This is a genomic window from Phenylobacterium sp. (assembly GCF_037189685.1).
In the GTDB taxonomy this organism is placed as follows: Bacteria; Pseudomonadota; Alphaproteobacteria; order Caulobacterales; family Caulobacteraceae; genus Phenylobacterium.
This window is the reverse complement of the sequence record NZ_JBBCIT010000018.1, coordinates 24,845-37,722: the sequence shown is the minus strand read 5'-3', so window position 1 is coordinate 37,722 and position 12,878 is coordinate 24,845. Positions and strand designations below refer to the sequence as shown.

The following is a 12,878-nucleotide window of genomic DNA, read 5'->3' as shown; positions in this document are numbered from 1 at the left end:
GGGGGCAAGACTATTTCTTCTCAGGCCTATGTCGTTGATATTCCACAATCGTCGTCACGGTGTTTGCGGAATATTCAACACCGACAACACGGGAAGACCGCTGTCACGGCAACCGGACGCGCAACCCCGGCCGCGAGAGGTCCGCTTACCGAGTGATCGGGGCGTCACAGCGCCCGTCAGAAGCGCTCGCGCGCGCCACGGACCTGTTCCTGCAGGAATTCGATGACAGTGCGCACCCGTGGGAGATGACGTTCGTCCGAATGGCTGACCAGCCAGTACGTCCGCTCGATTGTGACGGCGTCGGTGAGCACACGTTCGAGGCGGGGGTCTTGGTCGGCGACGTAGCAATGCAGCACGCCCAAGCCCAGGCCCGCGGCGACGGCTGCGTGCTGGGCGGCGATCGATGTCGAACGGAAGGCCGTTCGCGCCCCGGCCGCGATCTGGTCGAGGTATCGCAGCTCCGGGATGTCGATCATTTCATCGATGAACCAGACCAGGGGTCGGCTTCGGAGATCCTCCAGGCCGGTCGGCGCGCCGGACTCAGCCAGGTAGTCGCGGGATGCGTAGAGCCCCAGTCGATAGGGGGTGAGCTTCTGGACATGCAGGCGGCCCCTCGGCGGTCGGCTGAGGGTGATGGCCAGATCGGCTTCGCGCTTGGTGAGGCTGACGGCGCGCGACTGCGCTATCAGTTCCACCTGGATCTCGGGGCGCCGGTCGTGAAGCGCTTTCATCGCGGGCGCGACGACGTTCGCGCCAAAGACTTCCGGCGTGGCCAGACGCACCACGCCTGCGGGCTTGAGATCCATCCCACCGAGGCGCGCGCCGGCCGACATGACCTCCGTCTCGATCCGTTCGGCATGCAGCGCGAGCGCGGCGCCTGCTTCGGTGAGGCGGGCGCCGCGCGGTGAGCGGACAACCAATCGCGCGCCGACGGTGGCCTCCAGGTTGCTGAGCCGCCTGGCCACGGTCGTATGGTCGACCTTCAGGCTTGCCCCAGCCTGGGCGAGCCCGCCGGAGCGGCTGATCGCCAGGAAGATCCGCAGGTCGTCCCAATTCATAATATGCGTTTTCGCACACCGGCTGCGCGAATGTCTTCCTGGAGGCCGCAAAAATGTTGAGGCTTATGACGGGACCGTCTGATTTGGAGGTCCACAATGCGCACAATCGCCCACTACGTTCAGGGTGAAGCCCTTTCCGTCGCCGGGGCCCGCACCCAGCCCGTATTCAACCCCAGCCTGGGCGGTCCGCAGGCGACGTTGGAGCTGGGGGACGCCGAGGTCGTGGCGCGCGCCGTGGAAAGCGCGCGGGCCGCACAACCGGCCTGGGCGGCTGTGAATCCCCAGCGCCGCGCACGGGTGATGTTCGAGTTCAAGCGCCTGCTGGAGGCGCACATGGACGAGCTTGCGATGTTGCTGGCCCAGGAGCACGGCAAGGTGCTGGCCGACGCCAAGGGCGAACTTCAGCGCGGCATCGATATCGTCGAGTTCTGCTGCGGCGCCCCGCACCTGCTCAAGGGCGACTACTCGCAAGGCGTCGGCCCGGGCATCGACGTCTACTCGATGCGCCAACCGCTCGGGGTGGTGGCCGGCATCACCCCTTTCAATTTCCCCGCCATGGTGCCGCTGTGGATGCTGGCGCCCGCCATCGTGTGCGGCAACGCGTTCGTCCTTAAGCCGTCCGAGCGTGATCCCACGGTGTGCCAACGCCTGGCCGAGCTGCTGATCGAGGCCGGGCTTCCGCCGGGGATTTTCAACATCGTCCAAGGGGATCGGATCGTGGTCGACGCGCTGCTCGATCATCCGGTCGTCAAGGCGATCAGCTTCGTGGGCTCCTCCGACATCGCCCAGTACGTTTACGAGCGCGGTGCGGCGCGGGGGAAGCGGATGCAGTGCATGGGCGGCGCCAAGAACCATGGCGTGGTCATGCCCGATGCGGACCTTGATCAAGCGGTCGCCGACATCGTGGGCGCGGCCTTCGGCTCCGCCGGGGAGCGCTGCATGGCCTTGCCTGTGGTCATGCCGGTCGGCGAGGCCACCGCCGAGGCCCTGCGCGCACGGTTGATCGACGCGATCGCGGGCCTGCGCGTCGGTGTGTCGACGGACCCGCAGGCCCAGTTCGGCCCGGTCATCAGCGCCCCGCACAAGGCTCGCATCGAGTCCTACATCCAGCTCGGCGTGGACGAGGGCGCGGAGCTGGTCGTGGATGGCCGCGGCTTCTCGCTGCAAGGCTATGACGCCGGCTACTTCCTGGGCCCGACGCTCTTCGACCACGTGACGCCGACGATGAAGAGCTACCAGGAGGAGATCTTCGGCCCGGTGCTGCAGGTGGTGCGGGCCGCCTCCCTCGACGAGGCGATCGGTCTCGTCGATCAGCATCCCTACGGCAATGGCGTGGCCGTCTTCACGCGTAACGGCGACGCAGCGCGTGAGTTTGCGGCCCGGGTCGAGGTCGGGATGGTCGGCGTCAACGTGCCCATCCCCGTGCCGGTGGCCTACCACTCGTTCGGCGGGTGGAAGCGGTCCGGGTTCGGCGACCTCAACCAATACGGCATGGACGGGATCCGATTCTACACCCGCACCAAGACCGTCACCCAGCGTTGGCCCACCGAAGCCGCGAGCACCGAGCCTGCGGATCAATCGTTCCACTTCCCGACGATGCGGTAGGACATCTGCGGCGACCGGGGGAGGCTCCCGCCCGGTCGCCTGCAGGTCTGCTCGTCTATCGGCCGATTGGCCTGCGCTCGGCCGACGCGAGCGGACCTCCAGCCTTGGCCGCCAGCACGTGGCAAGGGGCCTCCCGGCACGAAGGCCGGGAGGCAGTTTGCCTGGCTGCGGGGAGGAGGGCAGCCAGGTCGATAGCCGTCTGGCCATAGGGTCGCGCTGCGCGGCTCACGCGGGTTTGCGTCAGCCGACCCGCTTCAGCGCGTCGGACAGGATCGAAACGGTCTTGCTGATGTCGCCGCCCTCGATGATCAGCGGCGGCGACAAGGCGATGGTGTCGCCGGTCACGCGGACCAGAAGCCCCCGTTCGAAGCAATCCACGAAGACATCGTAGGCGCGGGCGCCCGGAGCTTTCGGCCGGGGCGCGATGTCGATGCCGGCCACGAGGCCGATCGTGCGGATGTCAGCCACGTGCGGCAGGCCGCGCAGACTGTGGATGGCGTCGTCCCAGACGCCCGCCAGATCGCAAGCCCGGGTGAGCAGCCCCTCCTCCCGATAGATGTCGAGGGTCGCCAGCGCGGCGGCGCAGGCGGCGGGGTGACCCGAGTAGGTGTAGCCGTGGAACAGCTCGATCTGCGCCTCGGGTCCATTCATGAGCGCGTCGTGGACGGCTCGGCTCGCGAACACCGCGCCCATGGGAACGGCGCCGTTGGTCAGCCCCTTCGCGGTGGTGACGAGGTCCGGGATCACCCCGAAGCGGTCGACGGCGAACGGCGCCCCCAGCCGGCCGAACCCCGTGATCACCTCGTCGAAGATCAGCAGGATTCCATGGCGGTCGCAGAGCCCTCGGAGCCGCGCGAGATAGCCGACCGGGGGCGGCAACACGCCTGTCGACCCCGCCACGGGCTCGACGATGACCGCCGCGATCGTTTCCGCGCCGTGCAGGGCCACCAACGCCTCGAGGTCGTCGGCCAGGTCTGCGCCGTGAGCCGGCTCGCCGTGCGTGAAGCTGTTGCGACCTGGGTCATGCGTGTGGCGCAGGTGATCGGCGCCCGGCAGCAGCGGAAACATCCGTCGATTGTTCACCAGCCCGCCCACCGAGATGCCGCCGAAGCCCACCCCGTGATAGCCGCGCTCCCGGCCGATCAGGCGCGTGCGCGTCCCCTGCCCGATGGCCCGCTGATAGGCGAGCGCGATCTTCAGGGCGGTGTCGACGGACTCCGATCCGGAGTTGGTGAAGAAGACCCGGTCGAGACCGGCGGCGGGGCCACCGGGCGCCATGGCGGCCAGCCGCTCGGCGGTCTCGAAGGCGATCGGGTGGCCCATCTGGAACGACGGCGCAAAATCGAGCTCAGCCAACTGGCGGCCGACCGCCTCCGCGATCTGACGGCGCCCATGTCCGGCGTTCACGCACCAGAGGCCGGCCGTGCCGTCGAGGACCTCGCGCCCATCCGGTGTGGCGTAGTACATGCCGGAGGCCTTGCTCAGCAGGCGGGGCGCGGCCTTGAACTGCCGGTTGCTCGTGAACGGCATCCAGTAGCTGTCGAGCGCCGTGCGCCCCGTGTTCGAAGGCAGGCTCACGCGGTCGCCCCGGCGACGGAACGCCCGTCGCGACGCGCCTCCGCATCGAGCGGGTACGTCGGCCGCTGCAGCTTGTGGAACTTGAGCTGGGTGTAGTCGGAGGTGCAGACCCCGAGGCCGGCGCAGTCGATGATCGCGGCGGCCAGCGGCCCGAGATCGGCGCGCCAATGGTGGCGGCTCTTGATCGCCACATATCTGCGGCGGCGCGGATCGATCCCGACCGCGGTCAGCATATCGATCGAGAACGGTTCGATCTGCTTCGAGACGAGGACGACCTCGACCCCGCCGGTATCGATGACGGCGACCTTTCCCATGGACATTGTCATGCCGAAGCTGGCCTTGGTGCGGCTCGGAACGAGGCCGTCCGACAGCGTCCTGACCGTGCCGCGGATCCTGAGGGGAAGATTGGGAACGTTCAGCGACGGCAAGTCGACCCGTCCCCCGACTTCCAGTTCGATTTTCGCCCCGACGCCGGCCTGGATCGCCGTCTCCACAGCCTCGGGATCGCACAGGCCGAAAAACGCGACGTCCTGGAGTTCCTGCCGCAGGATTTCCGCCAGCACGGCGGTCGTGTCCATCGTGCCTCCGGATGCGGAGTTGTCGTAGTGATCGAGAAGGAAGATCGGCCCGTCGAGGCCGGTCATCTGCTTCGCGCGCGCGATGCTGTCGGCCAAGGGCTCCGGAACGTAACGGAAGTCGCCTCGCGCCGCCCAGGCGTTGTCGAGCAACTCCTCGACCATGGCCTGCGCCGCCGCCTGATCGCCATCCGTGACGACGAGCGCGCTCAGACCGGCATGGCTCACATCCGCGAGGTTGAAGCCGGTGAACACACTGGCCGAGAGGGCTCGCCCGTCCGCTTCCCAGGCGGCGGCCAGGGCCTGCAGCTCGCGGTTCGGCCATTCGTGGGTGCCCTGCCTCATGGTGTGGGGCAGCATGGGAACGCTTCCCCACGCGGTCGTCGGGGCCACCTTGCCGGCCATCTTCGACAGGAGGATCGAGCCGGCCCGGCGCGCGGTCTCCGCCATGTCCGTGTGAGGGTAGAGATGATAGCCGCTCGTCACGTCGGCGAGCTCGACCATGGCCGGGAAGATGTTCGCGTGCATGTCCAGCGCGACCGCGATCGGCACGTCCGGTCGAACCGCCCGGATCCTGCGCAGGAGCTCGCCCTCGCCATCGTCGAAGCCGTCCACGACCATCGCGCCGTGCAGCGCCAGCAGCAGGCCGTCGAAGTGCGAGGCCTTGAGGCAGTCGATGATCATCGCGCTCATGGTTTCGAACGCCTCGAGGCTCACAGGCGCGCTCGGCGGGGCGTGGGCGGCGAGAGGAAGTTCGAATTCGGCGCTGGCGGCCTCCGCGATCTCGATGAAGCCGCCGACACAGCTTTCCGTGCCACGATAGCGACGGATCGCCTCCTCACCCCGCAGCAGGTCCCGGCCGTTGGGACAGAACCGGGCGAGGGGCGTTTCCACGGGCGAGAAGGTGTTGGTCTCGTGCAGGAGGCCGGCGATCATCAGTTTCATGGGTCTGGACTTCTCGTGATCGTTTGGAGGCGGCGCGCGTCAGGCCGCAGGATCCAGCCGCGCGTCCCCTGGCGCGCCGCAGGTGATCGCCGGCCGGTCCGGCCACGCCCCAGCGTTGCGGGCGAGCTTCGCGCCCAACGACATGGTTCGACCAGGCACAGCGACGGCGGCAAGAGCGGAAAGGGCAGAGCGCATCTGACGGACTCGCGGAGGAAGGATCCCGGCGGGATGGGCACGGGTTGGTTGGCCGGACGATGGCTGGCCGCAGGCGCGCCACGGTGGCGGGCGGCCAAAGCGCGTCGGCCGGTCGGGCTCACCAGGCAGCCAACCCCTCCAGCGCCTTCTGGTGCGCCTCGAAAGCGCGGGCGAGGATCGCCCCTCGCCAGGCCGGATCGGTGGGGGCGAAGGCCGTCAACATCTGCTCACGCAGGGCCTCCCGAGACATCGAACTCCTGTTCGTTCGGCCGAACCGCAGGAAGCGGTCGATCATGATCGCCGCCCGCACTTCCGTATTGGGGAAGGTCCCGAACTCGATCACGGATCCCGCGACCGCGGCGTTTGGGATCAGGCCCGGAAGGAAGGTCGCGAACATCCCCTGCCAATTGGGAAGGGCGCCGCCGGCGCCCTGGAAGGCGGTGGCGTTGCGGGTGACGGCGTCGCGGCCCCACCAGGTCGCCACCCGATCGAGCGCCTCCGAGCCCTCGGCATGGGTGCACAGGTGGAACAGCTCACCATGCGCGCCGAAGCCGGAGTGCCAGTCGACGAAGGCCACCTTCTCGCAGGACGCCAGGTGTTCGGCGACGATCTGCTCCAGGGTCCTGCGCGTCCAGCTTGGGCCAGCGCCCCCATAGTTCGTTCCGGTGGGCTCGTGCCGCTGGCCGCCCGTCGTGCCGGTCAGAAGGAAGGCGCCGCCATGTTCTTCCTGGACGCGCTTGCCGTTCGCCGCGGCGCGATCGACGGCGTCGTCCGTCCAGTCCTGCGGACACATGAACGGGAAGATCTCATCGAAAGCCACGTTGCGGACATAGGGGACCTCGAAGTCCAAGAAGTTGCGATTGACGTCGACATTGTCCTCATTGCCGCGCGAGCCGTGAGAGACGCCCCAGGGGTTCAGGGCGTGCACCAGGACAACCTTGGTGTCCTTGGGCGGATCCGGCATGCGCAGGAGGAGGTCGAGTTGCGCGCCCGAGCCCGGAAGGCCCTCGAGACCGTGCTCGCCCGACACGACCAGCAACACCTTGGGCGCCGCCGGCTCGCCGATGACGGCCACATCCATGGCAAGGACCTCGCCCTCACGCCCCCGAGCCTCACTGAGCGGGTGCTCCGAGATCGCGGCGGACCGATCGCGCGCCGCCTGAAGGAACGCGGCGCGGGCGTCTTTGTAGCTTTCGTAGATCAAGGCTGGACCTCCCTCCGGACCGACGCAGCGGGATCCGGGTGTGACGTGCGGCCGTAGCGGGCGATCGCGAGCGCCCCCGCCACGAACAGGGCCGCGGGAATGAGGACGAAAGACAGTTCGAGGTTCTGCAGGGCCTCTGGGGAATTGCTGCTTCCAGCCTTTGGCGCGTAGCCGATCGCCTGCAGGACGAAGAAGATGACGCCGACGGAGACGGCGATGCTGGCCTTGGTCAGGCTGGAGTAGACCGCGTAGAGCCGGCCGGTGAAGTCCTCATCCAGCCTTTGCTTTGCGTAATCGGCCGCATCGCCGACGATCGACTTCAACATGATCATCGTGCCGGAGTAGCAGGCCCCGAGCACGACTTGCCCCGCGCTCGCCCAGTAGAACGCGCCGTTCGGCAGGGCGAGCACGGTAAGCTTGACCGCCGCGACGGTGAGACAGATCGCGATCAGCACCTTCTCTTTGCCGAACCGGAACGCGGTCGGAGCCCACGCGCGCGACGAGGCGAACGCGCCGACGAAATAGATCAGGAGGAGCAGGTTGGCCTGCGCCGCCGTGAAGCCCTTCAAGGGCGCGAAGAACAGGAAGAGCGCGCTCGTCACGCCTGATGCGAGCGCCGTGAAGACGGTGCTGGCCATGACGCGGGCCACCGGCGGGCAGGCCAGCGCCTTGCCGTAGTCCAGCACGGCGCGGCCGAAGGACGGGACGTGCGCCAAGGCCGCCCGTTGGGGCTCAGCGACACGGGTGGTCGCCACCATCACCGTGAGCGGCGTGGTGATGATGATGAAGAGACCAATGGCTGGAACCGTCAGGTCCTTCCCGCCAGGTAGGTAGGCCGCAACCAGGGGCAGCAGGGCCATGATCAGCAGCATACCAAGGGTCGCGGCGCCCTGGATTGCGCCGTAGGCGCGAGAACGGGCGTTCGAGTCCTCGCCCAGCACAGCGGCCCAGGAGAACTGGGTGACCGTGATCAGGGAATAGCCGACGAACACGCCGCTCAGCGCGCCGACCAGGTAGGCGACGCCCACCTCCTGCGGCGGGAAGAAGGCGAGCCAGGACCCGATCATCGCCACAGGGATGCCGGCGAGCATCCAGGGCCGGAACCGCCCGATCGATGTCGAGGTCCGATCGATGGCGATCCCCAGCAGCGGATCGAACACGAGATCGGCGAGCCGCACGGCCATGAAGACGAAGCCGATGACGGCCAGGCCGATGCCGCTCTGGGTCGCATAGAACTGCGGCAGGTACACCGCCAGCGAGAGGTTCGTGACCGCCATCGGCATGGCGGGCGCGGCGAACGCGGCAAGGCGCGCGTCCCGCGGCGTATCGCGGCGGTCTTGGAGCGGGCGGCCGGTCATGATGCGCTGCTCAGCGGCCGGTCTGCGGCGACGTGGCGGGGCACTCCGACGCCAGGTCTACGGCGCGGACGAGATTGCCCGGCACGACAGATGTGTGGGTCTCGCCTTCGACGACGCCGTACTTGACGCTGACATTGGGCGAGCGCAGTCCGGTCATCCAGCCGCCGAACTCGGTGAGCGCTGCGACCATCCGCACGTCCGGCAGCCCGCGCAGGCTCGGGACGCCGGCAAGCTGGCGCGCCGAGAACTCGCGCTCGAGCCCGCCGACGGACAGTTCCACCCGGATCGGCGCGGGCAGCGCAGCGAGCTTGTCTCGGAACTCCGCCTGTTGCTTCAGCACGGCGAAGTCGTTGTTCCAGAGCGACGGGCTCGACGCGAAGTACTGGCGATAGGTCTGCGGCGCCCGCAACAGGGTGTCGGCGACGAACAGCCCACCGAGCGAATGCCCGAAGAGCGTCGTGCAGGCGCTGTCGATCGTGGTGAAGGACCCGACGACGGACGGAAGGGTGCCTGTCAGGAAGCTTCGGAACGCCGCCGCCTCGCCGCCCACGGCCCCCGGCGCGCGGTTCGCCAGCACCCCCGGATCGGTCGTCTTCAACGGCGTCAGGTCGGCCACGCGACGGGCGAGGATGTCGTCGACGCTGGTGGTGGGATAGCCCACCCCGACCACGACGACCGGCGACATCTCCTTCCACCGCGCGCGGCTCGAGGCCATGGCCGCGGCGGTGTGGAAGTTGAAGTTCCCGTCGAGCACGACGAGGAGGGGAAATCCTTCCGGCGGGACCGGATCGGGCGGGACCGACACGAAGACGCGGTAGGTCTTGCCGCGATGTTCGACGTCCACGGCCTGTCCCGGGAGGAACAGGCTCTTGGCGAGCGCATCGGCCGAGACCGGCTGCGGCGCGGATGCCGGCGGCGCGGGGGCGGCGCCGACAGCGGCCGCGGCGAGGAGAGTCGCGAGCATTGTGATCTGCGACCTAGGCGCGCGCAGAGGCGCGGGCGGTCAGACCCCGATCGCTGCGCACAGCCGCAGTCTTGCCGAACAGCATGGTGAACCCCCTCACGCGCCTCTGTCGGCGCCTCGAGGATTCAGACGGGCGGGCCGTCGCGACCCCCTGCTCCACCTTTCAAAAAAGGAGTCCGAGGGCGAAGCACGATCGCCCGCGTCGCCGCGCAGGCCTTTCGGTGAGTTGTTCGCCCATCCCGGCCGGATGGCCCGGGAAGCCGCCGCACAGGCTGTGCGGCCGGTTCGGATCCCGCAACAAACCGTACCGGGCGCGAACGCCAGCCATTGGAACGACACGACTAACCGCCTAGCCTTTGTGCGATCCGCAACACCAGCGACAGCGAGGTTCTGAGATGACGTTGGATGTCGGCCAGCGCCTGCGCGCCGTGAGGATGGAGTACAAGCTCTCCCAGCGTGAGCTCGCCAAGCGCGCCGGGGTGACCAACTCGACGATCTCGCTTATCGAATCCAATTCCACCAACCCCTCGGTCGGGGCGCTGAAGCGCATACTCGACGGTGTTCCCATCGGCCTCGCCGAGTTCTTCGCCTTCACGCCGACCGCGGCGAAGAAGGTCTTCTACCGGGCCGACGAGCTCACCGAGATCGGCAAGGGGAGCATCTCCTACCGCCAGGTGGGGGAGACCATGGTCGGCCGCTCGCTGCAGATCATCAGCGAACGCTACGAAATCGGCGCCGACACCGGCCGCATTCCGCTCGTCCATGAGGGAGAGGAAGGCGCGATCGTGCTCAGCGGGCGGCTCGAGGTGACGGTCGGCGACGAGCGGCGCATCCTAGGTCCCGGCGACGCCTATTATTTCGAGAGCCGTCGTCCGCATCGCTTTCGATGCGTCGGCCAAGAACCTTGCGTCCTCGTGAGCGCTTGCACGCCACCGACATTCTAGAGGCAGAGTCCGCTTGGACCTGAACGGCCAGGCCGATCGTCTTGCCGTGGATTGTGGCCCGTCTCATGTGCGCCTCGGCGTCTAATGCAGGCTGGTCCGAGAGGGCGCGATCATGCGTCGTAGCGGCCGATCGCCAGGTCGGCGCTTTCGATCTCCGGCGCCCGGCCCGAGAGCAGGTCGGCCATCACGCGGCCAGACCCACAGGCCATGGTCCAGCCCAGGGTGCCGTGGCCGGTATTCAGATAGAGGCCGCGAACGGGCGTGGCGCCGATCACCGGCGTCCCGTCCGGAGTCATCGGCCGCAATCCGGCCCAGAACGTCGCGGTTCCAGTATCGCCCGCGGCTGGGAACAGGCTCTCCAGCGTATAGGCCAGCGTGCTGCGACGGCGCGGCTCCAGGGTGGCGCGATAGCCGGAGATCTCGGCCATGCCGCCGACGCGGATCCGATCGCCCAGGCGGGTGATGGCGATCTTGTAGGTCTCGTCCAGGAGCGTGGACTGAGGCGCGCGACCGGCATCGACGATCGGAGCGGTGATCGAATAGCCCTTCACCGGATAGACCGGAAGCTTCAATCCCAACGGCCGGACCAGCCGAGCCGACCAGCTTCCCAGGCACACGACCACGGCGTCGGCGGGCAATTCGCCCTTGTCGGTCACCACGCCTTGAACGCCTCCCGCGTCGGCGCGCAGCCGCTCCACCCGCGTCCCGTACAGAAAGCGGACCCCTGCGCCGGCGCAAAGGGACGCCAGGCGCTCCGTAAACTTGAAGCAGTCGCCGGTCTCGTCCGCCGGCAGCCGTAGGCCGCCTGCGATCTGCGACGGGCTCTCACGCAGTCCGGGCTCTGCCCGTTCGCACCCCGCGCGGTCCAGGACCTCGTAGGCCACCCCGAACTGGCGCAGCACCTCGATGTCCTTCGCTATGCCGTCGAGCTGCGCCTGCTTGCGGAAGAGCTGCAGGGTGCCTTGCGCCCGCGCGTCATAGTCGATCTCGACGGTTCCGCGCAGCTCCTCCATCTGATCGCGGCTGTAGGTGGCGAGGCGCACCATCCGCGCCTTATTGACGGCATAGCGCGCCTCCGTGCAGTTGCGCAGGAGCGCGAACAGCCAGCCGAGCGTCTGGCCATCCATCTGCGGGCGCAGGATCAGCGGCGCATGCCGCATGAACAGCCAGCGGATCGCCTTCTGCGGTATGCCAGGTCCGGCCCACGGCGAGGCGTAGCCGGGCGAGATCTCACCGGCATTGGCGAAGCTGGTCTCCTGCCCCGGGCCGGACTGCCGTTCGACCACGGTCACCTCGTGGCCGGCCTGCGCCGCGTACCAGGCCGTTGTTACGCCCACGACACCGGCGCCCAGTATGGTCACCCTCATGCGCAGGCCCCTACGATAGCGGCGTCGGCGTCCTGCCGGTAGCTTCGCGCATAGCGCCGCCCGAGACGCGTGAGCAGTTCGTAGGGGATCGTATCCGCGAGCGCCGCAGCCTGCGCCAGTGTCTGGTTCGGGCCGATCAGTTCCACTGCATCCCCCGCCTGCAGGCGGTCGCCCAGTTCGGTCGCATCGATCATCATGCTGTCCATCGACACCTGACCGACGATGGGCAGACGAACCTCGCCAAGGTAGGCTGCGCCCCGATTACTGAGGGCTCGCGGCCAGCCGTCGGCGTAGCCGACACCTACTGTCGCAATGTGCTCGGTCCGGCGAGCCTGGTAGGTCAGGCCATAGCCGACGCCCGTTCCAGGCGTGACAGTGCGAACCTGAATGACCCGCGCCGACAAGCCCACGACAGGCCTGAGACCAGGACCAGGGACCGCCCCGTAGATCGCGAGGCCGCTCCGCACCAGGTCGCCCCGGGCCAGCTGGTCGGTAAGGGCGGCGGCCGAGTTGGCGAGGCTGCGCGGCCAAGGCGGCAACTGGGCCGCGAGACTCTCGAACTGCGCTCTTTGCCGGGCGTTGACCGCATCATCGCCGACGTCCGCACAGGCCATGTGGCTCATGAGGTAGCGCATGTCGAGGCCGTCCAGCCGTCCCGGCGAGCGCACGAGGGCGGCGACGTCGACAGGCTCCAGGCCCAGGCGCGACATCCCGGTATCGAGCTGCAGCACCGCAGGCAGCGCGCGCCCGACGGCCCTGCCGAGACCGGCCCAGCGATCGAGCTGCGCGAGCGAGTTGAGCACCGGGGTCAGGCCCGCAGCCGCGGCGGCCGCCTCGCTGCCCGCCCAGAGGCCGTTCAGGACATAGATGTCGCAATCCCCCCCAAGGCGTCCGCGCAGATCGCTCGCCTCCGTGAGGTCGGCGACAAAGAAGTCACGGCAGCCCGCGCGGACGAGGGCCTTGGCGACCGGGCCGACCCCCAGTCCATAGGCATCCGCTTTCACCACGGCCGCGACGCGCGCCGGCGCGGCATGGGCCCGGATCGTGCGGTAATTGGCGCCCACCGCCGCCAGGTCGATCGTCAA

At 68.5% G+C, this 12,878-nt stretch carries 10 protein-coding genes; 2 read left to right on the top strand and 8 right to left on the bottom strand.

Going from position 1 to position 12,878, the window contains the following annotated elements; translation table 11 throughout:
* Positions 1–176 precede the first annotated feature (176 nt).
* Complete coding sequence (locus WG212_RS12885; RefSeq protein ID WP_337187504.1) at positions 177–1,058, bottom strand: LysR family transcriptional regulator; 882 nt, start codon at positions 1,056–1,058, stop codon at positions 177–179.
* A 96-nt stretch (positions 1,059–1,154) separates the two neighbouring features.
* Between WG212_RS12885 and WG212_RS12880 the strand changes: the two genes are divergently transcribed.
* Positions 1,155–2,663, top strand: coding sequence for a CoA-acylating methylmalonate-semialdehyde dehydrogenase (locus WG212_RS12880; RefSeq protein WP_337187503.1), 1,509 nt, complete (start codon positions 1,155–1,157; stop codon positions 2,661–2,663).
* A 240-nt stretch (positions 2,664–2,903) separates the two neighbouring features.
* Here WG212_RS12880 and WG212_RS12875 read toward each other — a convergent pair whose 3' ends face one another.
* The 5 genes from WG212_RS12875 to WG212_RS12855 all read right to left on the bottom strand — a co-directional run bounded on the left by WG212_RS12875 (position 2,904) and on the right by WG212_RS12855 (position 9,482).
* Entirely contained in the window at positions 2,904–4,193 is a 1,290-nt protein-coding gene (locus WG212_RS12875; protein ID WP_337187545.1) for an aspartate aminotransferase family protein, read from the bottom strand.
* 44 nt (positions 4,194–4,237) lie between these two features.
* On the bottom strand, positions 4,238–5,761 hold the full coding sequence (locus WG212_RS12870) for a M81 family metallopeptidase (RefSeq protein WP_337187502.1): 1,524 nt from the start codon (positions 5,759–5,761) through the stop codon (positions 4,238–4,240).
* A gap of 313 nt (positions 5,762–6,074) precedes the next feature.
* Complete coding sequence (locus tag WG212_RS12865) at positions 6,075–7,160, bottom strand: DUF2817 domain-containing protein (protein WP_337187501.1); 1,086 nt, start codon at positions 7,158–7,160, stop codon at positions 6,075–6,077.
* Positions 7,157–8,518: an MFS transporter gene (locus tag WG212_RS12860; protein ID WP_337187500.1), complete on the bottom strand. Its 1,362-nt coding sequence runs from the start codon at positions 8,516–8,518 to the stop codon at positions 7,157–7,159. The genes WG212_RS12865 and WG212_RS12860 overlap by 4 nt, the downstream gene beginning before the upstream one ends.
* Positions 8,519–8,528: 10 nt before the next feature.
* On the bottom strand, positions 8,529–9,482 hold the full coding sequence (locus WG212_RS12855; protein ID WP_337187499.1) for an alpha/beta hydrolase-fold protein: 954 nt from the start codon (positions 9,480–9,482) through the stop codon (positions 8,529–8,531).
* Between the two features lie 395 nt (positions 9,483–9,877).
* On the opposite strand from WG212_RS12855, the gene WG212_RS12850 reads away from it, so the two are divergent.
* On the top strand, positions 9,878–10,426 hold the full coding sequence (locus tag WG212_RS12850; RefSeq protein WP_337187498.1) for a cupin domain-containing protein: 549 nt from the start codon (positions 9,878–9,880) through the stop codon (positions 10,424–10,426).
* A gap of 110 nt (positions 10,427–10,536) precedes the next feature.
* Here WG212_RS12850 and WG212_RS12845 read toward each other — a convergent pair whose 3' ends face one another.
* Both WG212_RS12845 and alr read right to left on the bottom strand, forming a co-directional pair.
* Positions 10,537–11,793, bottom strand: coding sequence for a D-amino acid dehydrogenase (locus WG212_RS12845; RefSeq protein WP_337187497.1), 1,257 nt, complete (start codon positions 11,791–11,793; stop codon positions 10,537–10,539).
* Positions 11,790–12,878: an alanine racemase gene (alr, locus tag WG212_RS12840; RefSeq protein WP_337187496.1), complete on the bottom strand. Its 1,089-nt coding sequence runs from the start codon at positions 12,876–12,878 to the stop codon at positions 11,790–11,792. The genes WG212_RS12845 and alr overlap by 4 nt, the downstream gene beginning before the upstream one ends.